Origin of the sequence: Synechococcus sp. W70.1, from assembly GCF_047461515.1 — a bacterium.
Classification (GTDB): Bacteria; Cyanobacteriota; Cyanobacteriia; order Thermostichales; family Thermostichaceae; genus Thermostichus.
Window position 1 is genome coordinate 39,414 of record NZ_JANSHH010000036.1, and the last position, 23,197, is coordinate 62,610.

Here is a 23,197-nt window from a genome sequence, read left to right on the forward strand (position 1 = left end):
CCGACGCTGTCAGGGGCAGCCTAGGTCAGCCAGCGCTTGGCGGGTATCCTAGACCTTGCTACCGCACCGAGCGATAGCCGCCTTTTACTCCCCTCGGGGAGAGGACCAGTTGCCAGAGCTGGCTAGCCCGGGCCTTGAAGCTGCCAGCGCTCATTAGCAGGTAAAGCCGCCACATGCGGCGGAAGCGCTCGTCGTAGCGCCTAGCCAGTTGGGGCCATGCCCGCTCAAAATTGGCGTGCCAAGCTTTTAGGGTGGCCACGTAGTTGATGCCAAAGTTGTGCCAGTCTTCCAACACGAACAGGCCCTCGAAGGCCGCGGTTATTTGACGAGGCGAGGGCAGCATCGAGTTGGGAAAAATGTAGCGCTCAATCCAGGGATCCCGACCTTGGTAGGCCACGTTGCTGCCGATGGTGTGCAGAAGAAACAAGCCATTGTCGTTCAACAAGCGGCGGGCTACCTGCATAAACGTTCGGTAGTTTCGGTAGCCAACATGTTCAAACATGCCGACAGAAAGGATGCGATCAAACTTTCCCTGGGTCTGGCGATAGTCTTCTAACCGAATCTCGACCGGCAGGCCGCGGCAGCGTTCGCTGGCCAGTTTGGCTTGCTCTTTGGAAACAGTAATCCCCACAACCTGCACCCCGTAGCGTTCGGCCAGGTACTGGGCTGTGCCGCCCCAGCCACAGCCGATGTCGAGCACGCGCATGCCGGGCTGCAGATCCAGCTTGCGGGCAATGAGATCCAGCTTGGCTTCCTGGGCCTCGTCCAGGGTCTGCGCCCCCCCATCCCAGTAGGCACAGCTATAGATCATGCGGCGATCCAGCATGGCTTCGTAGAGGTCGTTGCCGAGGTCGTAGTGGCGCTGGCCAACCACAAATGCCCCCTTGCCCCGCTGGCGGTTGACAAAGTAACTGTCCAAAGCCACTAGAGGCTGAATTAGCCAACCCACCCGCTGCGGCACCTGGGCCGTCAGGAGACGACAAACTAACTCATCAATGGCCTCGCAATCCCACCAGCCCTCCATGTAGGCCTCGCCAAAGCCCAGGGATCCATAGAGCAGGCAGCGCAGGTAGAGCCGCTCGTCGTGAACTTGAATATCCCAGGGCTGTGAGCCGTTGAGGGTTATACCGGCAGCATCCAGAACTCGAAGCGCATACTGACGCGCCAGCCAGCGCAAGCTGTTGAGTCCTTTCCCCATCCCTAGGGATCCCTCACTGCAGGGAAACTGACTCAACAAATACACCCCAAGGTGGCAAGGGATCCAACAAGTTGTTTCCAATTTCTAGGGATCCCCCCGAAGGGGGAACGAATATTCTCAAACCAGAAACCGCCTACGTGTTTGAATAGTTTCCAATTTCTAGGGATCCCCCCGAAGGGGGAACCTAAAGTCCTACTACCCAAGCTGAAGGAGGTGGCATGTTTCCAATTTCTAGGGATCCCCCCGAAGGGGGAACGAGCGTTCGTTATAGCCTCAAGCTCCCAAGAGTTTCCTTAGTTTCCAATTTCTAGGGATCCCCCCGAAGGGGGAACACTACCCCTATTAAACCCAAGCAGGGCAAGGAATGCAAGACCCATTTGCGAGGGATCCGGAAAAAAGTCGGCAAAAAGGGTGCTGGCGAGGGGGCTTTGGGGCCGGAAAGCCTTGTGGCGCAAGGCGTCGAGGGATCGGACGAAAGAATCGGCCTTTGCGGCTTTTGGCGGATCGCTCGCGCAGGCGTTGATACCGTTTGAGTGTGCTTTTGGAAACACCGAGTGCTTAAGTAGGAAGAGACTTGCCTGAGCTACACAATGACCGAGCTGGGGGGTGCAGTCAGGGCAGGCCCACCCCAGATTTCCACCTGGGCGAGGGCATAGCTAGTGAGCGGATAGAAGCGGACGCTGTCTTCCTCGGGCTTGATCTTCTTGCGGAGCCGCAGTTTGAGCTCCTCGAACTTGTCTTTGTCGAGGACGCACTCAAACACGCTGTATTGCACGCGCTTGCCGTAGCCTTCTAGCAGGTCGGCAATTTTCTTGCGTCGCTTGTCGCAGGGAGTATCGTAGGTAACAACATAAAGAAACATCAGCGAATCCGGTAGGGCTGGTACAAATCTTGAGGATTATAGACGGATTGCTTAAACTTTTTAACTTGCTGCGTTAGCAGATCCCAGCGGGGTTGATCTCCGTCAGGGGTCTGGATGGATCCCTCCATTCTTTGGATGAAAGCTGTAAGGTACTTTTTCCTGCCACTATCACTTAGAAAACAGCCACCATCGCGATACTCAAAGTCTTCTTCGATGTTCATAATGCCCTTGTTGATCAGCCAGAGGACTATTGAATCTACAATAGGCGCCCGAAATTCTTCCAGTAAGTCCGAAACCAGAGCAGCATGGCGTTCACTGCTAGCGTGCAAGCAACCCTGATAGGGATCCAAATCTTGCAGCTCAACCAGGGTTAATAGATGGTTCCAGAGCACCATGTAGCCAAAGCTGAGCATGGCATTAACCGGGTTAGTGGGCGGCTGTCGAGTGCGGTTAAGCAAAACAAAGCCCCTTTGCTGAAGGCAATTTCCCAATTCCGGGAAATACAGAGCCGCAGCCGCTCCTTCAATGCCCCGCAATTGATCTAGAGACTTGGCCTCAAGAGCTTGAGCAGCCAAATGTTCCAGACTGCGCAGGGTCAGATCCCCTGTCTCAGTGGGGCGCTGCCTGAGCTGCCTCATCAGCAGCACTCGGCTATTGAGAAGCTTGGCTCGCACCATCTGGGCTGCCGTTTGCAATCGCCATTCTTCAGGGAGCGCCTGTTGCAAATGAGCTAAGCGGCGGTACCCCCTCTCTATAGGAACAAGGCGACCATAGCAATAGCCTAGCCGGGAGAGATAGGCAATAGGAATATTCCGCCTCAGGCACGCTCTCACTACGTCTGTGGTTACCTGGGATCGGCCAAAGATTAAAATTTGCTCCAGCAAGGGTAGAGGCACCTCCTGCAAGAGCGACTCGCCCAAATAGACCATTACGAACTCTTGCTTAAGGCTTAGCCTACACCCCTGCTGAGAGACATATAAAGTTCGCATTATTCGTCATGACGACGCAGATCTTCAGCGCCTCGCCTCTGATCTATGGTGTTGCCGGGTTTAGAGCGGCCACGCTCCGGTAAAATCTCAACATCAATTTCAGGACTTGACAAGAAATCCATCACGATCTCGGCCAGAATGCCCGAAAAGAAGCTGGCAATCGCGACAAGAATGGTATTGGTAATCACGGCTGCCAATCCCAAAGGGGCAATTAGCAGGATGGCCAGCGTGATCGAGCCGTTGACCACAGCTGTAACAAGGTTTCTAAGAACTTTGGCATTGATCCTCTTTTTAGACATTTTATTCCTCCTCTAGAGATTCTCCAAGATCTCTACTCAAGGGCCAGATTATTCCAAAATCGTCAGCATTTTTCCTGAGCTGTTCAAGATAACTTTTCCTAGGATCCACCGTTGCCCCAAAAACAGCAACCACTTGGTAATCATCCAAATCGGCAATCCAAACCGGAGAAGGCACAGCACCACCCTGTACACCCCCACACAAACATCGGTCGTACCGGCCTTCTCCCTGCCGACCCAAGCGATGCAAAGTTGCCAGGGCATAGGGCTTGTGGGAATCTTTCCTGCCGCTGCAGACTACAATCTTGCAGTTGGCATCTACCGCTTCTGGCCATTTATCCCTGTCAACTCGGCCAAAACTTTGTGGGCTGTTGGGGTTAATGGCTTGCTGGGTTAGAGTCTTGAGAGCCTCAAAGAAGCTGCCCAGTCGCTTTTGGAAAAGCTTCTGAAACTCGACCACCGATCCTGGCAGCTCCCAGAAGGGACTCTCTGACTTGGGAATTAGGGTAGAGCCGCGCCACCAGGGAGGCCGGTCGCGATCCTGGCGGGAGTAGCAGGGTCTTCTAGCACCTTGGCCCACACCCCCCAGATGGAACATCATCCAGGTGAGGTTAGTAAAGAGCCTTTTCACCGCCTCCTGCTCTGCTTGGGAAGCGTAATTTTGGCACTCGCTAGAAAAACTCAAGACAAGGATCCCTTCCTGTTGGCCTGCGGCTTCTCCTCGCTGATTGGGCTCCGGCCGAGAGACTTTGCCGTTCAGCAAATCCACATGGATCCAGCCGTGTTTTTGCTGGGGAGTGATGGCCCCAAAAAGTTGCCCCTCCCATTCCTGCACCTGCTTCACGGGCAAAACACCCAGGGCAAAGGTTCGAAACCAGTAGCGCAGCATGTTCTTAAAGGCTACCGGTCGGACTTCGGCAATTGATTTGTTGTCATACCGGTTCTTATCAGGTCTCCAGTTGACCACTTGCCGCCCGTGGATCAACTGACCCTCCAGCTCAAAAGGCAGCCGCAAGAATTCTCCCTTGTATTGAGATAGAGTTTTGCCAGTTTGAATCAGCCGACCGTAGCCGGTATTGACTTGGGATCCCACTCCTTGCTCCAGCCCGCGGATAAGCCATTCTTTCACTTGGGCTAACATCTCGTCGGTGCAGCCTGGGCCTTTGCGGATCCCGATTAAAAACGTGGCCTGTTTGAGAGAGAAAAAGACATTGGGATTTGCTTTATATTCCAAGCTGTTGCCATTCCATCTCCAAACGTTATTGGCAATATCAACAGCCAAGCCTCCCGACCTGGAGTTATCGGGATCCCCTTGTTTTTGAGTCTTGGTCGGCACAGGGTAGGCATCCAAAAAGATCACCTTGCCAGCACTATCTTTATCCTCAGCTTCTAGATGCCCAAGCCAGGGTGCCACTGCTTTATCTGCCTCCTCCCAAGACAGATTGTGCTTCTGCATCAACTCTCGAATAGCCTGGGCGCGGGCTACCCCCCGCAAGGTGGAGCTGGGAAGGTAAGGGATCCCTAAGTGATCAAAAGCGGGCAGCAGCATGCTCTCCGGGCCTTTGGCTCCGCCTACCCGAATTCGCCAGGGACAGGTGACCTGAAAAGTGTTTTTTTCTCCGGCAATGCGTTTGATGCGAGCATTCAGAACTTGAAGACGCGCTCCGTAGTTTGCCTTTGCTTCTGCCTGGTGCACCAGATCGACTTTGGCTCCGTCTTTGAAAGGAGTTGCTGGAGCCCTCATCCAACGCAGATATTCAATAAAGCTCGCTGTGGGATCTGGGCTGGGGTTGGGATCCAAGGGATGTCCTAACCAGGGAGCAGGACGATTGCTAGGCATTTGATCTTCTCCTAAAGCTGGAAAGCAGTATTAGGAATTGCGAAGCGTTTCCCGAAATTCGCGCAACATAGCGCTGGTGCCAATTTCTAAGGCGCGTCGAATAAGTTGAGGTACAAGACTGGAGATGTCGAAGTCTGGAAAAAGCCGGCTGCAGCTCGATTCTACGTAGTCTTCTCCCTGCAGAATAAATATCCGCAAACTTCGCTCACCCAAGAGCCAAACTTCCGGCACGCCAATAGCTTTGTAAGCGTCGATAAAAGTTTGGGAAGTAACATCGGACTCAATGGCCAGATCGGGCGGGGGGAACAAATCAACATCGATCCTTCCCTCACAGCCACGCACCTGCTCTAGGTGATTGACATAGAAACAGGTGTCTGGTTCTACTCCAGCACTGCCAGATTTTTTGAGGGTTGTTGAGCCAAAGTCTTCCCAGTCTCTCCCTTGAGCATCGAGGAGAGCTTTTACAATATCTCCAGCGATGCGATGAGGGCGTTCATGCTTGGATAAGGGAGACATAATCTCGAAAGTTCCATTGCAGTAGGCAATGCGAGTATGGCGATCTTCGCCCAGCTCTTCCAGAATGTTCTCGCAGTCTTGCCAGGTCAACGGATGGATGACCACTCGGCTCCCCTCTTGGAGGTGGATAGACTGCAGGGGAATGGCTACACCCATTACTCTCCTCCTTTGACGTCGTGGTAGATGGCCGTGGCCCAAAAGCCAAACTCCTGAGCTAAAGCCAGACCCAGTCCTGTGAGGCCCAGATACTCTTCAACTCCCAATTGCATAAGAAGGTTTAGACCGTTGGAGCCAGCAATTCCTTTTTGGCCAGAGATCTCCTCTAGACAACTAAAAAACTCCTTGACCACTTGCTTTTTTCCCTCTTGGCTAAGGGCATTCTCTTCTGCCTTAAGGCGCAGTAGGCCCCAGGTGGAAAGGTAGGTGTAGAGTTCTACGGCCTGGTTTTTCTGTTCTCTAAGCTTTTCTAGATCCCCGGTCTGGGTTCTCAGTTGGCAAAGCGATTCATAAACGGGCTTGGCTAAGGTGCGCGGGTCAAAAGTCTCCATAAAACTTCCTCAACTAGTTCCAAGACAACTCGACAAAGCCACGGCCTAGGCTCTCCTGGCCGCCAATTTGCAGGAGCTGGTTACCCTGCAGGAGCTTCCGAAATTGCTCCACTGCTTTCTGGGAATTGCCGTTGGATTGGGCTGTTACCCCCCAGGTAAAGTACATCAAGCTATCGGGGGGAATGGCCTCTTCGTAGCGAAAGCCGCCTTCTACAACTTTGTGCTCGCTGAGCTTAACTTTCACCTGCCGCCACAGGCTCATTTGAATAAGGGTGGCACAGTGCTGATCCGGCAAGACAATGACGCGGGTGATGCTGGAAGATTTGACAAAGTTTTGCCAGTTTTCCCACTTCTTTAGACCGTTCTTTAGGATGGCATCCTTGAGATAGATGGGTCGGTTTGCCTCCAAGTTGGTGCTATAGGGCTCCGGCACCTGCAACTTCTGGCCACTTAGCCGCAGCCAGCGCTTGAGCAAGAGCGGGCAGCTTATCCAGATCACGCCGTGGCTGAGGGAAGCCACCGGCACCCACAAGAGGGATCCATCTCCAATCCAAATGGAGCCTTGGGTAAGCTGATCCCCCTCCCCAATTTCGTTGCCAAAAAGCTCAAACTTTAACTCTTTCTCGGCCACGCTGGCCCGCAATTTGCCGCGGATGGTGCTGGAAGGGATGTAGGGCAAGTTGGTGTGGGCCTCGCGGGCAATGCCCAAGAGGTTGCCTTCTTGGGTGGTGCCGCCGGTGTGCAGGGGAGTCAGCAAGGTGAGATAGACCAGGTGAAAGGCCATAGAAAAACACTCCTTATCCGTTAAAACAGGACTTCAAAAGCAAGCTCAATGGGCCCAAGGCAGCCAGAGCAACTCGCTGTAGCCTAGAAGCCGCCAGCGGTGGAAGACGTTGAGCCGGCCATCTTCCAGCTCCGGCTCGTCCTGGGCAAGGGGAGCTGGATGCTCCAGGTAGTAGATGCTGCCAGGCGGGGCGGCAAACACTTGCGGAGCTGGCAGGCTGGTCTTGCGCGGCTCTGTCAGGGACTCCACCCGCAGGCGGCCACTAATGGGAACCGGTTTGCCGGTGGCCACGCTCACCAGAGGGCCAGTGAGGGAGTGGGCAGGATGAGGGGTGGCCAAGCGCCACTCCCAGGGCCAGGCGCGGCAGAGGGAGCGCCCCTCCACCTTTTTGATGAACACGCCGGGGGTCACCAGGTAGGCCAGAGCTCGGCGGGCTTGCCGGAAGGTCTGCTGGGAGAGCTCCTGCAGCACTTGCCACTGCTTGCCCAGCTTTGGGCAGGGGCTGAGGAGAGCAGCGTGGCCTTCTCCCCCTAGCCGCACCACTACTTCTTGCGCTAGGGGCAAGGGATCCCAGCTTTCGCGCTCTGGATCCCAGCACTCGATGGAAAGAGCCAGGCTCCAGCCGGGCTGCAGGCGGATGCAGGTTTCCACAAAGTAGCCATCGGTCTCCCGCACCTGGCGTTTGCCTGCCTGCAAGGTGTTGTGGGGCCGCACTTCCTCTACCCAGGGGGACTTTACTGCCTGCTCCAGATCCCAGCCCTTGCCTTGCAGGGCTTTTTGCACCGCCTGCCAGGGTAGGTAGCCAGCAGCCTTTTGCTTGGGGCTTTGCGGGCTTTTTTCTTCCTCGAGCTGAGCCGCTGTCACCAGAGGGGCTGGCCGGGTGGGATCCCAGCGGTAGCTGCCGTAGGCATGGCCCTCTTCCAGCCAGGGGATGGGCACCAGGGGGGATCCCTGGTAAAGGTGCAAGGGGCTGGGGAAGTAAAGCTGCTCCTCGCAGCAGAGAAAGGGGCCGCAGAGGCGCAGGGTTGCCGGCTGGCCCAGGTGAGCTAGGATAGCGCCGGCAAGGGTGTGCCCGCTGGGCGGAAAGCCGCTGGTGGCCCAGGCCCGCTCCCCCGGCGCAAAGGGCTTGGCATCGCGAAACATCCACACATCCAAAGGCGAGAGCACAAACCAACTCATCGCGCATTTCTCCCCAATTCCACGGTGCGGTTGCGCAGCACAAAGGCCGCCAGCTTGAACCAGTTTTTGATGGCCAGATCCCACGCCGCCGGCTGGGCGGGCAGGCTGTGCTGCCAGAAGTGCTGAATAAACTCGACCAGCTTGGCCTGGAAGCGATCCTTCTGCTCACTTTCGCCGCGAAAGAGATCCCGGCGGCTGCAGAACAAGCGGGCCCAATCGGGCACTGCTTCCAAGGTGGGGGCTGGGTGCTGCTCCCAAAGCTGGGCGGCCTGCTCAAACAGAGAGCTCTGATCCTGCTTCTGGCCCAACAGCTTCCAGTCGAAGTCCAGCAGATCCTTCCACTTGTCGAAGGTGTCGAACTTGCAGGTGCTCACCAGTTGGTTGCCGTTGGCAAACAGCAGCCGCACCTGGACGCTGTCCTTGGGGCTGCTAGAGGCATAGGCCTGCCCCTTGGCCCCTTGTTCGGCCTCCCAGAGGTTTTCCAGGGCAATGGCCAGGGGCACCGAGTGGTGGGCAATCACCACCCCAAAGCTAATGCTGGCCAGGGATCCCAGGGTAAAAAGAGGGCGACGGCTTAGGCCAGCCGGCAACTGCGCCTTTTGCCACTGCCAGTAGTCCCCTTCGTTGGCAAACTCGCGCCAGTCGTCTTCGCCGCCGCGGAAACACTGGCGGATGTCCCAGAGCCAACTATCCCACTCCCAGAGGTTGGTGTAGGCCAGAACGTCGTCCCCCCCGGCGTAGATGAGCCTGCCGGCATAGCGCTGTTCAGTAAGGTAGGGCACCAACTGGCCAGAAAAATCCAACAGAGCCCGGCTGAGGGCGCTGTGGGTGGCTGGGCCCATGCGCTTGCGGCTGGCTTTAACAAACTCGCTGAAGGCGTCCTTGACTTGCTTGAGCTCTTCAGAGTCGAGGACGCGGCCAATAGCGTCCCTCTGGCCATCCGCTAGGCGCTGCAGCGGCTGGGGCAGGTAGTCGTAGTAGGGCTTCATCTTCCCCCCGCTCAGCCACTGGCCCATGTCGTCGCCATCGCCCGCGGCCAGCACGTACCAACTGGCAGGGTTGATGCTGGGGTAGTAGCGGCTGAGGGTGGCTTCTATCTCCTGGCGGCAGCGCTTCTGGGTTGCCTCGTCCGCTTCCAGGTCTTCCACCAGCCAGCCGGCGTTGAGCAGCCGCGGGTGGTAGCGCAGGTTTTGCTGGTCAGCCCACGGGATCCCCCACTTGCCGCGCATTTCTCGGATGACCTCCCGAATGGCGGGGTGGATGGCCTCAACGGCGCGGCAGGCCTGCTCGAAGTGCTCCAGCTCGCGTCGCCCGTGGGTTTTCAGGTAACCAGCCACGCCAGCAGTGAGATCTGGGTAGGAAGCGGCGACCTCGTCTTCGTCGAGGGTGGGGAAGAGCTCCGGCAACACCTTGTCTAGGGCCCGCTTAACCGTTTCGGTGGCGTTGAGCTGCTCGCGGCCATCGAAAAGCCCTGCCTGGCGCTGCCAAAGCCGCCGGCTCTCCCCTTCGCTAATCCAGCGATTCCTGGGGGAAGGGTGAACCACCGGCCCTAGGCCAGAGACGGTGCTGCGCGGCCCAAAGGCCACCGGCAACTGCCAATCGCGGGCCTGTTTGCAGGCAGCCTGCAGCCGGCGCGTCGCCTCCACTGCCGCTGCCCACCAGGAGCCTACGTTTAGCCCTGGCTTGTGCTGGCGGTGCTGCTGCCTTTCGGGATCCCAGAAGCTGATCCGCAGGAACTTCAGCTCCGGGTCGGCAAAAAGCTGCCGCTTTCCTTTGAGATGGTAGGTGCGGTTTTGGGCGCTGACCCAGGGATCCCGCTCGATGGACTCCTGGGACTTGAGGATGGCGGTGTCTTTAAGCCTTTGGTGGGGGGATCCCAGGGGCGCCGCCGCCCAGTAGATCTGCCACTGGTGCTCCAGCCATCCCTTCCAGGTGGGATCCTCCGGGCGCAACTGCACCAGCCAGCGGCGCTCCAGTTGCAGGTGCTCCAGCGCCTTTTGCGCTAGCTGCCGCCATTCGTCTTTGAGGGTCTGCTGGGCAAACTGCATGGCCGCCTGCACCCGATCTTGGGGCAATAGCAAAAGGAGCACGTTGGGGAAGCCGGCAGTGAGGAGGGCGTTGGCAGAAGGCTGAGGGATCCACTGGGCAAATTCGGGATATCGCTTCAAGAGCCAGGCGTCGATCAAGGGCTGGCCGTAGAGGCTGGGGTAGAGTAGACAGTCAGGGCCGTATTTCTCCGCCAGCTCCCAGCAAAGCCGTGCCGAGAGGTAGTGCAACAGCCAGGATCCAGCCCAGAAGTCCCGCATCTTGCGGCTGGCTTTGATCAGCTCCTGGATGGGGTTGAAGGTAAAGCTGGCCAAAAAAGGCCGCGTGAACTTGGGTTCGTCGTAGCCGGCCAAACAGCCTGCCAGGGCCGCCACAACGCTGGTGTGGCTCCACAGGGATCCATCGGGCAGCCGCGTTTCTGCTGGCAAAAGCAGAAGGTTTTCATCGCCAAATTCCCGAACCAACGCCTGGGGGAAACAGCGCCAGAACCACCAGAACACCTTCTGGATGTCCTCCTCTTGCCAGATCCAGTCGGGAACCACCCTTGCTTCCCGCCGCAGCAGGTACTCGGCGCGGGAGCTGGCCTGCCGCAGGGCGCGGTGTTCTTCTTCGGGCAGTTGCCAAAAGCGCTTGCGCCCCGAAAGGAGATGGCTCATCTCTAGGCCCGGCCCCAGGCTCTGGCTGCAATCAGCTACCTGGTAGTCGATGGCAACCGGCAGGTGGCCAATAGCAGCCCGATCGCTGGCGGAGGCGACCAGATCCGCATCGCCAACGCTTTCTAGAGGAGATCCCTCTGCCTTGGGCGAGATCCACCCCCGCATCGCCGCTAGGTTTGGCCACAGTCCTTCCTTGGCGCGGCCAGAGGCGTCGTGGAGGGCCTTGAGGGCGGGGTCGTGCAGCAGACCCCAAAGCTTCGCTTGCCAGTAGTGATAAGCCATGGTGTTCTCGCAGCAGGAAGGGGACGTTTAGAACAACTAAAGACAAGAACCCGACAGCCTTCTGGTGTCGAGGTTACAGAGGCTACAAAACACCATCCGTCGATCCCCCTTGCTTCGTAGATTTCTTCAGCTTTTTTCTGGTCGTCTGGGAGGATCAAGCTTGAGCTTGGCCAACTTTTTAACTAGGCTTGAAAAGCGGGAACGAAGCTGCCGATGTGTTGGGTTTACCAAGAAGCGGAGGGATCCTTTTCTAGCCGAGTCAATTCGGGAAACAGCGCCTCCAAGCTGGGCAGCAGCTTCTGCAGCACAAAGCTCTCCAAGGCCTCGCCGCCTAGGGGATCGGGATTCATCTGCCCATGGGCCACGTCGTTGCGGTATTCGCTTAGGCAAGACCAAAGATCAGCAAGCTGCTTCACATCCGAAACGTGGGCGGCAATGGGAGGAAGGAACTGAAGCTGCTCCTCTTGCTGGACTGATTCGCCAGTTGCAGGGGGATCTCCCAAGGGCTGCTTTTTCCGCTGGATAAGGGATCCCAACTGGTGTTCAACTACTTGCCGCGCTTCTCGTTGGCGGTAGTTTTGGAGCCCCTCACAGAGGCAAAGGGCGGAGACTACCCACTCGCGGGCCAAGAGAATGGCTTGGGTGGTGAGGCGCTTTTCAACATACCAGCGCAGCAGTTGAAAGTGCTTTTGAACTTGCGCTTGGGGATCCGCCGCCTTTTCTGCCGGCAGCGCCAGTTGGCTGTAGCTATCTTGAATACTTTGCAGCAGTAGGCCAAGGGGCTTGGCAAATTGGCCCGCTTCCTTGGCCAACTCCTCGGTAGGGTGGCGTTGTAACTTGCGCAAGTCCTCCTGCAGGCTGACGGGCCTCACCAGCTCTAGGGAACGGGAGATGTCGCGGATGGCCTGTCCAAAGCCCTGCAGCCGGGTGGGCCGGGGATCCCCTTTGCCGGGCTTTTGCTGCCGGTAAAAGTCCCGTTGAACCCTGTCCAAAAGCTGCCCCAGTTCCACCGCCGAGCCGGTGCTGATGAACTTGTCACTAGCCGTCAGCCAGTCCAAAAGCCGAATGGCCGGCGTGAGATCGATGATGGGGGTTTCTGCCTGGCCATGGCGGTAGAGGCCGTAGTAGAGCCCCTGGATCTCGACGTTTTTAGCCTTGCGCAAAAAGGCGGCTCCCAAGAGCATCAGCACCGGGATGGAGCGAAAGGCGTGGGTGATATCAAAAAGCAGCTGGGTGTTAGGCTCGATGCTATCCACCAGCACGTCGAAGATCTCCCAAGTCTCTGCCTCGGTTTTCCCTTCGGGGATAGCCCTGGCAATTTTCTCCACGTGGGAGGGAAGACAGTCCTGCAGACAGTTCCAGTGCGTAGCGCGGGCTTCTTCGGTAAGCAGGAGAACAACCCTGTCAATCTCAAAAAGCTGGCAGAGGGCTTTGGCAACGTAGCAGGTTTTATCTGCCCTTTGCTCTCCAAAGAAATACACTGTCTCCGTGTATTTGGTGGTGCCCAGGGTAGTCAAAAGGGTTTTGGCCATAGGGATCCTCCAGGTGAGCCTGCAACAATCAAAGCATAGGCGCTGGCAAGCTCCTGCAACCTGAAAGCCCCCCTTCACGAAAACAAGACGCCTTTTCCCAAACAGAGAAGGTGAAAGAGTCTGAAGTTAACCTAGAAAGCAGTGGGCCTCTAGAGCGATGGGGATTCCAGCATGATCTCGACGAAAAGCTATCGCTCACTCCCGAACAACTTCTCGCCTTGCCAGAGGAAGATGCTACCTGTGAGCTGGTCGATGGGCAAGCTGTTCCCAAACATGAACCTATGTCGCCAAAGCGCTTCCACGCTCGTCTTCAGCCTATCTTGTGGCGAATCCTTGAGGACTGGTGTTCCGCTGCTGAGTGTCCCAAGCTGAGATCCGCTCACACTGAATGGGCAATTGTCCTAAGTCGACAAGGGGAGCCCTGGATCCCGATCCCGGACATCACCTACATCTCCAATGAGCGATTGCCAATTGAGGCTATGGCCGATGAGCCTTGTTCTGCCATTCCTGAACTAGTGGTTGAGATTCTTACTCCAGAGCAGAGTTTTGGGGCTGTACTTCAAAAAGCAGCGGGGATCCCCCGCGTTTGGATTGTGGATCCGCAGGCCAAGAGCATCACAGTCTTCTACCCCGATGCCCCGCCAAAGACCTTTACGGGATCCCAAGCTATTCAAGAGGATTTCTTGCCGGGCTTGAAGGTTGTTCCTCAGGATGTATTTGCCCAAGCGCGGATCCCTTAGCCAGCAGAAGAGCGAAAGAGATAAGGAGGATCTCCTGATGCTATCAACTACAGAGCCGCTGGTTTCAGGTCAAAAACTGACTCCCGAGCAGTTTCTAGCCTTGCCAGAGGGAGATGTTACCTATGAGCTGGTCGATGGACAAGCCGTCCCCAAGGATGCGCCCATGTCGCCCCAAAGGTTTCATGCCTCCCTGCAGAAACGACTGCTTTGGATCCTGGATGCATGGTGTCAGGGTAAGGGGGATGTGTACACAGAGTTAGCGATTGTTTTGCAGCGGCAAGGGAAAGAATGGTTTCCGGTTCCCGACCTACTCTATGTTTCCTTTGAGCGCTGGCCAGCCCAGCATACCCAAGATGGACCTTGTCCGGTAGCTCCTGAGTGGGTGATTGAGATCCTTTCTCCTGGCCAAAGCTTTGGGGCGATGCTTCAGAAAGTAGCCGATTACTTGGATGCGGGCGTCCCCCGAGTTTGGGTGGTGGATCCCCAAGCTAAGAGCATCACAGTCTTTTATCCCGATGCCCCACCGCGGACATTTACTGGATCCCAAGTGATTCAGGATGAGTTCCTCCCAGGTCTAGCGGTTGTCCCGCAGGATGTGTTTGCCCAAGCGAGGATCCCTTAGTTGTTTTAGCTATTTTTGAGAGGGTTACCATGATTGAAGCTCTAGAAGGGCTAGCGCAAGAGCTTGCTGAAAACTCTGCAGCAGTTCCTCGGAAGATTTGGACGGATGAAGAGTTTATGGCCCTGCCCGATGATGGCAATCGCTATGAAGTTGTGAACGGGGAACTGGTTGCCGTGGGCTCAGCAGGTGCACAGCATGGGTACTATGTAAGTTTGATTCACATCCTCCTGGGCGCCTATGTCCGCAGCCAAAAGCTTGGCTTTACCTTTGACTCTGATACCTCGTTTAAGATGAAGTCTGGCAACCGCCGCTCCCCAGATTGTTCTTTTTTCTCCAAAGAGCGGCTGCGATCCCTTGGCGGGATCCCCAAGGGCTATATCGAGGGAGCTCCGGACCTGGCTATAGAGGTTCTCTCTGAGGCCAACACTGTAGGAGAGATCCACGACAAAATTGTCGAGTATTTTGAGAACGGATCCCGGCTTGTTTGGGTCATTCATCCCGAAGAAAAGTATGTTTTAGTCTACCGCCAGCCTGAGCCCGCAGCATTGAAGCGGCCAGGGGACATTCTGGAAGGCGAAGAGGTGATCCCTGGTTTTGCCTTGGATTTGTCAGAGTTTTTTGCCGAGCCTGAGTTCTAGGGTTCTAAGGCACCTGGTAAACTGGCCCCAAAAACGGGATCCGCTTTCATGGCACCACTTCACCTGCAAGTCCTGGAGCGCAACCCCAGACGACTGCGGATTGCCCTGCAAAGGTTTACCCCTGAGCAACTGGCCTGGCGAGTGGTTGTGGGCCTAGGGCTGTTGGCGCTGGGATCCCAACTATGGGCCCGTTCGCTGCTCTTGGGGTTGGTGCTTGTGGGGGTGGGCCTATGGACTGGGATCCCTTGGGGGTTGGGGCAAATCTTGAGCTTGGATCGCGAAAACCAACGGGTCACCTTAACCCGTCTGCGTGGCCCTTGGGGAATTTGGCGGCAGCAGGCGTTCTCCTATCCCTTGGCTCAATTGCAAGGGGTGCGGATACATCGGGTAGGCTGGGAGGTCTTAGACAACCAAGCCCAAGAGAGTTTCCAAGTCCAAAGTCAGGTGCGGCTCCAGTTTCGCGAAGACCCTTCCCAGCCTGATCTGAAAGAGGAGGTCATCGCTTGCTTCAATAGCCAAGTAGGCGTCAAAGGGAGCGAGCCAGAGGCTTTCGTGCTCTCTCAGCGGCTGGTGGGCTGGATTCAGGCATATCTAGGAAATCCAAAAAAGAACCCCTTGTCCTAAAGCTCCCTTGTCAGGGGATACTGTCCTCCCCAGGGAGATAGCGGAAATGCTGGCACAATGCCTGAGTCTAGGTTAGAAATGCTACCGATTAATCGGCCAGCCTAACTTCTATGAGCGTCCCTAGGGATTTGGTTAACCTGATTACCTTACTCAGCCAGAACACTTTGCCCACTTGGCTTTGGCTAGTCCTTTGGGGATCTTCTCTAGCAGTGCTGATCTACTGGCAAAGGCGGCAGCTGCAACAGGCTCAGCCGGGTTTCGCAGATATCGTCATACTGGCGCGGGCGGATACAACGGTTGTGGAGTGTAACGAGACTTGTCGGAAGGTTTTAGGCGATTGGCGGGGCAGGCGCTGGCTTGAGGCCCTGCCAGTAGAGGAGCAAGAGGAGGTGCGGCAGAAAATAGCCCAGCTCACTCCTCAGCACCCCTTCTTTAGCCAAGTCAGTAGGTTAATAGATGGGCGGGGAGAGGTGCGCTGGTTTGAGTGGGTCAACCAGGGCATCTTTGACTGGCGGGGCCGGTTGCAGTTTATTCGTGGGCTAGGCCGAGACATTACCGAGAAGAAGCAATTGGAAGAAAACCTGCGGCTGCGGGAAGCCCAACTGCGCGCTTTGCTAGATGCCCTGCCGTTATCGGTGTGGGCCAGGGATCCTCAAGGAGTGCTGATTTTACAAAATGCCACCGACCGCGCCTGGTTTGGCGATCTGCTGGGCACTTCTTTGGAGGCAGTGGCTCAAGAACACGGGGACTGGCAAGAGTATGTCGCCCGCGCCCTTCGAGGGGAAGTTGTCAAGTACGAGGGGAAAGAGCTCGTTCAGGGAGAAGAGCGCTATACCTATTCCGTAGTCGTGCCCCTGAGAGAGCAATCGGAAGGTTGGGGGGTTCTCGGCGTTAGCCTAGACATCACCGAGCTAAAGCGCCTGCAACAAAAGCTAGCAGAGCAGCAGGAGCGCTTTCGCGCCTTCATCAACAACAGCCATGACGTCTTGTGCCGGATCGATGCCCAAGGTTTGCTATACATCCTAAATCCCCCAGTTGTTGAGAAAATTTTGGGTCGTGTCCCCAATTCGGGAGAAGCCCTGCCTTTGGATTGGGTTCACCCTGAGGATCGTCAGGTCGTTGCTGATGCTCTTGAGCAACTCAAGGCTCGGCCTGGCGAGACGCTCAGCTTGGTCTATCGGGCCCAGCATGCCGATGGCCATTGGGTGTGGCTGGAGAGCCGCTGCACCAACCTTTTGCAGGATCCTTTAGTGCAGGGGATTGTGTGCAGCAGCCGCGACATTACCCAACAAAAGCAGGTGGAACTAGCTTTGCGGGAAAGCGAAGCCCGCTTTCGGGAAATGGCCGAGGCTGTGCCGGTGAATTTCTTCGTATGTTCCGCAGATCTCAGCCAAGTTCTCTACGAAAGCCCCCGGTGTCAAAGCATCTGGGGATACACACCGGAGGAGTTTTATCAAAAACCGGATCTTTGGAAAGAAAGGCTTCACCCTGAAGATCTGCCCCGTGTTCTTCGATCTCTTCCTCGAGTTATTCGAGGGGAGCAGCCAATCACCTACCGCATCTTCCATCGAGATGGCAGCCTGCGCTGGTTACGCACTTCCTGTCAGCCTATTTTTAATGAGCGGCAAGAAATCATCCGCTTTGTAGGTGTTACGGAAGACATCACCGAGCAAAAAGAGGTAGAGCTGGCTTTACAAGCAAGTGAGGCTCGCCTTAGAGCTCTTCTGGACGGGATCCCTTTTTCCATCTTCCTCAAAGACCTGGAGGGGCGCTATCTTCACGCCAACAGGTTTTATCTACAACAGAGAGGTTTTGAGCTAGGAGAACTTATTGGCAAGCTGGATGATGAGCTTTTCACTCCCGAAGAGGCCCGCGAGTTCCGAGAGCAGGATCAGAAAGCTCTCCAATCTCCGGATCCTGTCAGCTACGAGCGGATTTTTTCCCGCAATGGCAAGCAATTGAGCCAGTGGGTTACCAAATTTGCCCTGCGAGATTGCCAGGGGGATCCCTATGCCGTCTGTGGCGTTGTTGTGGACATAACTCCTCTTAAGCAGGCTCAGGATCTGTTGCTGCAAGAAGCAGAGCGGGAGCGACTACTAGGGGCTTTGCTGCGGCGGATCCGACAAGCTCTAGACCTGCCAGTTATTTTGCAAACAACCACTGCCGAGGTGCGGGAGTTTCTCCAGGTGGATCGGGTAATGATCTACCAGTTGCAGGAGAGGGCAGGGGGGTTTGTGGCCGCTGAGTCAGTGGTGGATCCCTGGCCTAGTCACTTGGGCCGCTACGTGTGGGATGAGTATTTCCACAAGGATCCCTGCCATCGCAAGTACCAGCAGGGCTTTGTGCAAGCCATCGAAAATGTGGCGACCGCCAGTTTGGATCCTTGCTATCGGCAGCTCTTGGAATCTTTCCAGGCCCAGGCCAACTTGGTGATCCCAATCCGATGGGGTGAAGACCTTTGGGGCCTCTTGGTGGCGCAGCACTGCCAATCCAGCCGCCCGTGGCAGGAGTGGGAAATTGAGCTTTTGCAGAAGCTGACCGACCAGTTGGCTATCGCGTTGCAACAGGCTCAGTTGTACGAGCAGGTAAAAGCTCTAAAGCAAACGCTGGAGGAAAAAGTGCGGCAGCGCACTGCGGAGCTAGAGCGGGCTTTGCAATTTGAGGCTCTCCTAAGAAGCATTACCAACCGCGTGCGCGATTCTCTCGACGAAGCTGAGATCCTCAGCGCCGCCGTGCGCGAGCTGGGAGAAAGTCTAGATGCCGATGGCTGCGACATCAGCCTTTACAACGCCGATTTCACCCTTGCCACCATCCGCTACGAGTATTGCCCCCGCTCGAAGTCTTACCTAAATCTCTCTGTACCTTTGCAGAGAGGCCCTTACGGAGACGTTCATCGACAACTGCTCAGGGGGCAGTCTTGTCTATTTTGCTTTTCAGGGAAAGCCCTGGAAAACCGCAAAGTAGTGATGGCTTGTCCCTTGCTAGATAAAGGCCAAGTCCTGGGGGATCTGTGGATCTTTCGATCGGCTCGGCGTCCTTTCGACGACCAGGAGATCCGACTTATCCAGCAGGTGGCCAACCAATGTGCCATTGGACTGCGCCAGGCGCGCTTGTTCCAAGCTGCCCAAGAGCAAGTGCAAGCTCTAGAGCGCCTCAACCAATTGAAAGACGACTTCATCAGCACCGTCAGCCACGAGCTGCGCACTCCCCTGACCAGCCTGAAAATGGCTCTGAAGATGCTGCAGATGGCTCCTTCTCCCGAAAAACGAGCTCAGTACTTGAGCATTGCCGAGCGAGAATGTCAGCGGGAAATCGAGCTCATCAACGACCTGCTGGATCTGCAGCGGCTACAAGCCGGGGCCTATGCCCTGAACATCCAAGCCCTCACCTGGCGGGAGCTGCTGGGGGATCTGCTGACGGTTACCCAAGAGCGGGCCCGCGCCAAGGGGCAAACTTTCCAAGCCAGCGTTCCCCTGGAGAGCTCCCTCACGACAGATCCCTTGCTCTTAGGGCGAATCCTGCGCGAGTTGCTGCACAATGCGGTGAAATACACCCCACCCCAGGGATCCATCCGCTTGCAGATCGAAACGGAAAATTGTCGAAGCCGCATCCAGGTCAGCAATAGTCAAGAGATCCCTGCCGAGGAGCTCACGCGCATCTTTGAGCGCTTTTACCGCATTCCCAGCAATGATCCCTGGAAGGAAGGGGGCACGGGTCTAGGCCTGGCCTTGGTGAAACAGATGGTGGATCAGTTGCGTGGATCCATCGAGGTCAGCAGCGCCGCCGGCTGGACAACCTTTACGCTCCACCTGCCCCATCTGCCGCCACTTTAATCTGCTTGGTGAGAATAGCTCCTAAGAGCTTGACTCAGTACTTGAGATCCCCTATCATTGCCTAGGGCGAAGCTACTGATACAGACTCTCAATAAGCTTGGTCTAGAAAAGCAGGATTTGGAAGGGTTGGTCCGCTTCTAGGGCCAGATCCGTTGCTGCTGACGAAATCAGTGCAGCAGCTTTTCCTGAGATTTTTTTGAGTTTAGGAGTTGGGTATGCGCTTATCGCGACGGCAGTTGGTTAACGCAGCTGTGTTGGGATCGGTAGCCTTGACAGTAGGCTCGCTGGGGCGTTCGGCTCGCGGCGCCAACCGGGAGGTCAACCTCTACACCTCTCGGCACTACAGCACAGATGAAAAACTATACGAACTTTTCAGACAGAAAACGGGCATTAGGGTAAACTGGGTGCAGGGCAACGCCGACGAGATTCTCCAGCGCCTCCGCAGCGAGGGAGCCAACAGCCCCGCTGACATTTTCATGACAGTAGATGTGGCCCGGCTGTGGCGGGCTCAAAACGAAGGCTTGTTTCAACCTATCCAGTCGGAGACGCTCGCTAAAAACATCCCAGAATCCCTGCGGGATCCGGAAGGCTACTGGTTCGGCCTAACCAAGCGGGCGCGAGTAATCATGTACAACAAGGACAAGGTGGATCCCAAGGAGCTGTCCACCTATGAGGATCTCGCTGACCCCAAGTGGCGGGGCAAGGTGCTCACTCGCTCCTCCAGCAATGTGTACAGCCAGTCTCTGACGGCTTCGATCATCTTGGCGCACGGGATCCCGGAGACGGAAAAGTGGGCGCGGGGCTTGGTGGCCAACTTTGCGCGCCCGCCGGAGGGGGGAGATATTGATCAAATCAAAGCCGTAGCCGCTGGCGTAGGAGACGTGGCTCTCGCCAACACCTACTATCTGGCGCGTTTGATCAAATCCGACAAGCCTGAAGATCGCGCTGTAGCAGCGAAAATCGGCGTCTTCTTCCCCAACCAAAAGGATCGCGGCACTCACGTCAACATCAGCGGCGCCGGCATTCTGAAAACCGCTCCCAATAAAGAGGCTGCCATCCAGTTTCTGGAGTTTCTCTCCGGCCCGGAGGCGCAGGCCATCTTTGCCCAGAGCAACAACGAGTACCCGGTGCTGCCAGGGGCGGAGATCGACTCGGTGGTGGCCAGCTTTGGCACCTTCAAGGAAGACACGATCAACGCCGCCAGCATTGGCCGCGTTACCCCCGAGGCCCTGAAAGTCATGGATCGGGCTGGTTGGCGGTAAGGGCTAGGTTCACCCAAAATGCCGGGGTTGCCGAGAGCCTTCTTCTTGGCTCCCCGGTATGGCTAGATCAGATTTTTGCCAGCTCTCAGGAATTGCCATTGCAGTTGATGGGAAAGCTAGCTTGGCTAAATTCAAGAGCGCTTGGAGGCGATGGTTCAGCGGCTGGACGTTGCTGACCGTAGCCTTGACGGGCTTAATTTTGATTCCCACGCTAACAGTGCTGCTCAGCCTCCTTGCCGACGAGCGGCAGGTTTGGGGGCACCTGGTTGACACGGTCTTGGGGCTATATGTGCGCAACAGCCTGCTGATAATGGCGGGGGTGGCGCTGGGAGTCATCCTGGTGGGCAGCGGCACCGCCTGGCTGGTGACGATGTGCGAGTTTTGGGGGCGGGCCTGGCTGGAGTGGATGCTGGTGTTGCCCCTGGCGGCCCCTACCTATGTGTTGGCCTATGCCTACACCGATTTTTTGCAAGTAACTGGGGGCTTCCAGATCTGGCTACGGCGGGTCACCGGCTGGGGGATCGGCGACTACTGGTTCCCCAACATTCGCTCGCTGGGGGGGGCAATCCTGCTGATGACGCTGACTCTTTACCCCTATGTGTATCTCTCGGCGCGGCTAGCTTTCCAGGAACAGTCGGTGGCCTGTTTGGAGGTGAGCCGTTCCCTAGGCTACGGGCCCTGGGCTAGCTTTTTCCGGGTGGCTTTGCCTCTGGCGCGGCCAGGGATCGTGGCTGGCTGCCTCCTGGCCTTGATGGAAACCCTGAACGATTTCGGCACCGTCAGCTACTTCGGGGTCGATACCTTTACCACCGGCATCTACCGCACTTGGACGGCCCTCGGCAATCCGGTGGCAGCAGCTCAGCTCTCGGCGCTGCTGTTGCTGTGGGTGTTGCTGCTGATGGGCTTGGAGCAATTCTCGCGCCAGCGGGCGCGCTACTATCGCCAAGGGCTTAGGCCAGCTCTAGCCCGCTACCGTCTGCAGGGGATCCGAGCGGTGGGAGCGTGGCTAGCCTGTGGGATCCCGGTTGGGCTAGGCTTTGTCGTCCCCGCCCTTATCCTGCTCCAGATGACCCTGCGCCAGGGAGCGGTGGGCCGCCACTTTTGGAGCTACGCCCGGAATAGCCTTCTACTAGCCACCATCACAGCGGTGATTGCCGTTTCGGTGTCGGTGGTGGTGCTGTATGGGCTGCGGCTGCAGCGGGGATCCACCTGGAGCCTGCGGCTGGCAGTGCGCTTGTCTTCTTTAGGCTACGCGCTGCCAGGTATGGTGATTGCCGTGGGAGTTCTGATTCCCCTGGGGCGACTGGATCAACTGCTGAGCTACTTGCGGCAGGTGCTCTTTCAGCAGCCACCCGGTTTGGTTCTTAGCGGCACCATCGCCGCCCTGGTATTTGGCTATTTGGTGCGCTTTTTGGCAGTGGCTCTAGCCACCGTCGAGGCAACCCTGCTGCGCATCCCCCCCAGCCTGGACGAGGCAGCCCGCAGCTTAGGGCAGGGATCCCTGGGCACCCTGTGGCGAGTGCACCTGCCGCTGATGGGAGGCGGGATCTTGGGGGCAATGCTGCTGGTGTTTGTGGATGTCATGAAGGAGCTGCCAGCCACGATGGTGCTGCGGCCTTTTAACTTTGATACCCTGGCCGTTTACACCTACCGCATGGCTGCCGACGAACGCCTGGCCGAGGCCGGTGCCCCTGCTTTGGCAATTGTCCTGGTGGGGCTCTTGCCTGTCATCCTGCTCAACTCCCAAATGGCCCGGCGACGTAACTTGTACTCTTCCGGACGGGAAGAGACCTAGAGGGCCTCGGCACCTGCCACCACCTCGAGGATCTCCTGGGTAATGGCCGCTTGCCGAGCTTTGTTGTAGGCAAGGGTGAGGGTACGGATAAGCTCAGTGGCGTTGTCGCTGGCATTGCTCATAGCTGTCATCCGGGCTGCCAGCTCGCTGGCTGCTGCCTCCTGCAGAGCCCTCAGCAATTGATTGTTCAGGTACAGAGGCAGGAGCGCATCCAGGATTTGCACGGGATCCTGCTCGAAGATCATGTCCGGCGGCGGGGCTGAGACAGGAGCAACGATCTTGCTGCGCTCGACGGTAAACTCTCCCCCCCGCACCAGCAGGTTAAAGATCTCGTCGTCGCGAGCAGCCAGGCGCGTAGGGTCTAGAGGCAGCAGGGATTGCACCACTGGCCGCGAGCTAATCAGGGAGACAAAGCGGGTGTAGATGAGCTCCACCTTGTCCACCTTCTCAGAGAGGAAAGCGGAGAGCAGCTCATCCCCAATTTGAGCGGTTTCAGCGGCAGTGGGGATCTGCGGCAGATTCACGTAGGTCTTGGCGATAGGGGCAGAGCGCCGCTGAAAATACTGCACCGCCTTGCGGCCTACCAGGTAAAGCTGCACCTGCTGCCCTGTTTCCTGCAGCTCGCCCACTCGCTCCTCAGTACGCTTGATAACATTGGCGTTGTAGGGGCCGCACAGACCCCGATCCCCGGCCACCACTAGCAGGCCCACTGTTGCCACAGGGCGCTGCTTTAGCAAGGGCAGCTCGACATTTTCCAGCCGCAGCCGCGTCTGCAGCCGATAGAAAACCTGGGCCAGGCGATTGGCAAAGGGACGAGTAGCCATCACCTGCTCCTGAGCCCGCCGCACCCGCGCTGCCGCCACCAGGCGCATGGCCTCCGTGATTTTACGGGTGTTCTTCACTGCCTTAATGCGATCCCGAATTGGCTTTAGCTTGGCCATAACCCTCTCCCTTG

At 56.9% G+C, this 23,197-nt stretch carries 19 protein-coding genes; 7 read left to right on the top strand and 12 right to left on the bottom strand.

Annotation, left to right across the window (positions count from 1 at the left end):
* Positions 1-58: 58 nt before the first annotated feature.
* The 11 genes from cfa to csx2 form a co-directional block, all read right to left on the bottom strand.
* Positions 59-1,198: a cyclopropane fatty acyl phospholipid synthase gene (gene cfa, locus NW808_RS11070; protein ID WP_414421219.1), complete on the bottom strand. Its 1,140-nt coding sequence runs from the start codon at positions 1,196-1,198 to the stop codon at positions 59-61.
* A 583-nt stretch (positions 1,199-1,781) separates the two neighbouring features.
* A complete protein-coding gene (cas2, locus tag NW808_RS11075) occupies positions 1,782-2,060 on the bottom strand; it encodes a CRISPR-associated endonuclease Cas2 (protein WP_414389456.1) in 279 nt (92 codons plus the stop codon).
* The gene (gene cas1 / locus NW808_RS11080; RefSeq protein ID WP_414406321.1) at positions 2,060-3,049 is read right to left on the bottom strand and encodes a CRISPR-associated endonuclease Cas1; all 990 of its coding nucleotides are present in this window, start codon (positions 3,047-3,049) and stop codon (positions 2,060-2,062) included. The genes cas2 and cas1 overlap by 1 nt, the downstream gene beginning before the upstream one ends.
* Entirely contained in the window at positions 3,049-3,348 is a 300-nt protein-coding gene (gene csx18, locus NW808_RS11085) for a CRISPR-associated protein Csx18 (protein ID WP_414421220.1), read from the bottom strand. Before csx18 ends, cas1 begins: the two co-directional genes overlap by 1 nt.
* Position 3,349: 1 nt before the next feature.
* Complete coding sequence (locus tag NW808_RS11090) at positions 3,350-5,185, bottom strand: RAMP superfamily CRISPR-associated protein (protein WP_414421221.1); 1,836 nt, start codon at positions 5,183-5,185, stop codon at positions 3,350-3,352.
* A 30-nt stretch (positions 5,186-5,215) separates the two neighbouring features.
* Positions 5,216-5,857: a Uma2 family endonuclease gene (locus NW808_RS11095; RefSeq protein ID WP_414421222.1), complete on the bottom strand. Its 642-nt coding sequence runs from the start codon at positions 5,855-5,857 to the stop codon at positions 5,216-5,218.
* Positions 5,857-6,249, bottom strand: coding sequence for a hypothetical protein (locus tag NW808_RS11100; RefSeq protein WP_414421223.1), 393 nt, complete (start codon positions 6,247-6,249; stop codon positions 5,857-5,859). Before NW808_RS11100 ends, NW808_RS11095 begins: the two co-directional genes overlap by 1 nt.
* 13 nt (positions 6,250-6,262) lie before the next feature.
* Positions 6,263-7,033 carry a type III-B CRISPR module RAMP protein Cmr4 gene (cmr4, locus tag NW808_RS11105; protein WP_414405930.1) on the bottom strand — a complete coding sequence of 257 codons (771 nt, stop codon included), beginning with the start codon at positions 7,031-7,033 and terminating at the stop codon, positions 6,263-6,265.
* Between the two features lie 45 nt (positions 7,034-7,078).
* The gene (locus tag NW808_RS11110; protein WP_414411709.1) at positions 7,079-8,212 is read right to left on the bottom strand and encodes a type III-B CRISPR module-associated protein Cmr3; all 1,134 of its coding nucleotides are present in this window, start codon (positions 8,210-8,212) and stop codon (positions 7,079-7,081) included.
* Entirely contained in the window at positions 8,209-11,196 is a 2,988-nt protein-coding gene (gene cas10, locus NW808_RS11115; protein WP_414421224.1) for a type III-B CRISPR-associated protein Cas10/Cmr2, read from the bottom strand. Before cas10 ends, NW808_RS11110 begins: the two co-directional genes overlap by 4 nt.
* A gap of 224 nt (positions 11,197-11,420) precedes the next feature.
* Positions 11,421-12,728, bottom strand: a complete 1,308-nt coding sequence (csx2, locus tag NW808_RS11120; RefSeq protein WP_414410366.1) for a TIGR02221 family CRISPR-associated protein — start codon at positions 12,726-12,728, stop codon at positions 11,421-11,423.
* A 110-nt stretch (positions 12,729-12,838) separates the two neighbouring features.
* Here csx2 and NW808_RS11125 point away from each other — a divergent pair, with 110 nt between their 5' ends.
* The 7 genes from NW808_RS11125 to NW808_RS11155 all read left to right on the top strand — a co-directional run bounded on the left by NW808_RS11125 (position 12,839) and on the right by NW808_RS11155 (position 22,242).
* Positions 12,839-13,468, top strand: a complete 630-nt coding sequence (locus NW808_RS11125) for a Uma2 family endonuclease (protein ID WP_414421225.1) — start codon at positions 12,839-12,841, stop codon at positions 13,466-13,468.
* Between the two features lie 37 nt (positions 13,469-13,505).
* Complete coding sequence (locus tag NW808_RS11130; RefSeq protein ID WP_414395677.1) at positions 13,506-14,090, top strand: Uma2 family endonuclease; 585 nt, start codon at positions 13,506-13,508, stop codon at positions 14,088-14,090.
* A 29-nt stretch (positions 14,091-14,119) separates the two neighbouring features.
* Positions 14,120-14,728, top strand: a complete 609-nt coding sequence (locus NW808_RS11135; RefSeq protein ID WP_414421226.1) for a Uma2 family endonuclease — start codon at positions 14,120-14,122, stop codon at positions 14,726-14,728.
* Between the two features lie 48 nt (positions 14,729-14,776).
* Positions 14,777-15,352, top strand: a complete 576-nt coding sequence (locus NW808_RS11140) for a hypothetical protein (RefSeq protein WP_414421227.1) — start codon at positions 14,777-14,779, stop codon at positions 15,350-15,352.
* Positions 15,353-15,462: 110 nt separating this feature from the next.
* Positions 15,463-19,185 (top strand): PAS domain S-box protein, encoded by a 3,723-nt coding sequence (locus NW808_RS11145; protein WP_414421228.1) that lies wholly within the window; start codon positions 15,463-15,465, stop codon positions 19,183-19,185.
* 215 nt (positions 19,186-19,400) lie between these two features.
* Positions 19,401-20,447, top strand: coding sequence for a Fe(3+) ABC transporter substrate-binding protein (locus NW808_RS11150; protein WP_414421229.1), 1,047 nt, complete (start codon positions 19,401-19,403; stop codon positions 20,445-20,447).
* A gap of 169 nt (positions 20,448-20,616) precedes the next feature.
* Positions 20,617-22,242 (top strand): ABC transporter permease, encoded by a 1,626-nt coding sequence (locus NW808_RS11155; protein ID WP_414421230.1) that lies wholly within the window; start codon positions 20,617-20,619, stop codon positions 22,240-22,242.
* On the opposite strand, the gene NW808_RS11160 is transcribed toward NW808_RS11155, so the two are convergent.
* Complete coding sequence (locus NW808_RS11160) at positions 22,239-23,183, bottom strand: F0F1 ATP synthase subunit gamma (protein WP_414421231.1); 945 nt, start codon at positions 23,181-23,183, stop codon at positions 22,239-22,241. The two genes, NW808_RS11155 and NW808_RS11160, sit on opposite strands and share 4 nt — an antisense overlap.
* Positions 23,184-23,197: the final 14 nt, after the last annotated feature.

What these genes read in the sequence shown, in the direction of transcription:
- cfa (WP_414421219.1), bottom strand. Translation starts at nt 1,198, where the DNA reads ATGGGGAAAGGACTCAACAGCTTGCGCTGGCTGGCGCGTCAGTATGCG.
- cas2 (WP_414389456.1), bottom strand. Translation starts at nt 2,060, where the DNA reads ATGTTTCTTTATGTTGTTACCTACGATACTCCCTGCGACAAGCGACGC.
- cas1 (WP_414406321.1), bottom strand. Translation starts at nt 3,049, where the DNA reads ATGCGAACTTTATATGTCTCTCAGCAGGGGTGTAGGCTAAGCCTTAAG.
- csx18 (WP_414421220.1), bottom strand. Translation starts at nt 3,348, where the DNA reads ATGTCTAAAAAGAGGATCAATGCCAAAGTTCTTAGAAACCTTGTTACA.
- NW808_RS11090 (WP_414421221.1), bottom strand. Translation starts at nt 5,185, where the DNA reads ATGCCTAGCAATCGTCCTGCTCCCTGGTTAGGACATCCCTTGGATCCC.
- NW808_RS11095 (WP_414421222.1), bottom strand. Translation starts at nt 5,857, where the DNA reads ATGGGTGTAGCCATTCCCCTGCAGTCTATCCACCTCCAAGAGGGGAGC.
- NW808_RS11100 (WP_414421223.1), bottom strand. Translation starts at nt 6,249, where the DNA reads ATGGAGACTTTTGACCCGCGCACCTTAGCCAAGCCCGTTTATGAATCG.
- cmr4 (WP_414405930.1), bottom strand. Translation starts at nt 7,033, where the DNA reads ATGGCCTTTCACCTGGTCTATCTCACCTTGCTGACTCCCCTGCACACC.
- NW808_RS11110 (WP_414411709.1), bottom strand. Translation starts at nt 8,212, where the DNA reads ATGAGTTGGTTTGTGCTCTCGCCTTTGGATGTGTGGATGTTTCGCGAT.
- cas10 (WP_414421224.1), bottom strand. Translation starts at nt 11,196, where the DNA reads ATGGCTTATCACTACTGGCAAGCGAAGCTTTGGGGTCTGCTGCACGAC.
- csx2 (WP_414410366.1), bottom strand. Translation starts at nt 12,728, where the DNA reads ATGGCCAAAACCCTTTTGACTACCCTGGGCACCACCAAATACACGGAG.
- NW808_RS11130 (WP_414395677.1), top strand. Translation starts at nt 13,506, where the DNA reads ATGCTATCAACTACAGAGCCGCTGGTTTCAGGTCAAAAACTGACTCCC.
- NW808_RS11135 (WP_414421226.1), top strand. Translation starts at nt 14,120, where the DNA reads ATGATTGAAGCTCTAGAAGGGCTAGCGCAAGAGCTTGCTGAAAACTCT.
- NW808_RS11140 (WP_414421227.1), top strand. Translation starts at nt 14,777, where the DNA reads ATGGCACCACTTCACCTGCAAGTCCTGGAGCGCAACCCCAGACGACTG.
- NW808_RS11145 (WP_414421228.1), top strand. Translation starts at nt 15,463, where the DNA reads ATGAGCGTCCCTAGGGATTTGGTTAACCTGATTACCTTACTCAGCCAG.
- NW808_RS11150 (WP_414421229.1), top strand. Translation starts at nt 19,401, where the DNA reads ATGCGCTTATCGCGACGGCAGTTGGTTAACGCAGCTGTGTTGGGATCG.
- NW808_RS11160 (WP_414421231.1), bottom strand. Translation starts at nt 23,183, where the DNA reads ATGGCCAAGCTAAAGCCAATTCGGGATCGCATTAAGGCAGTGAAGAAC.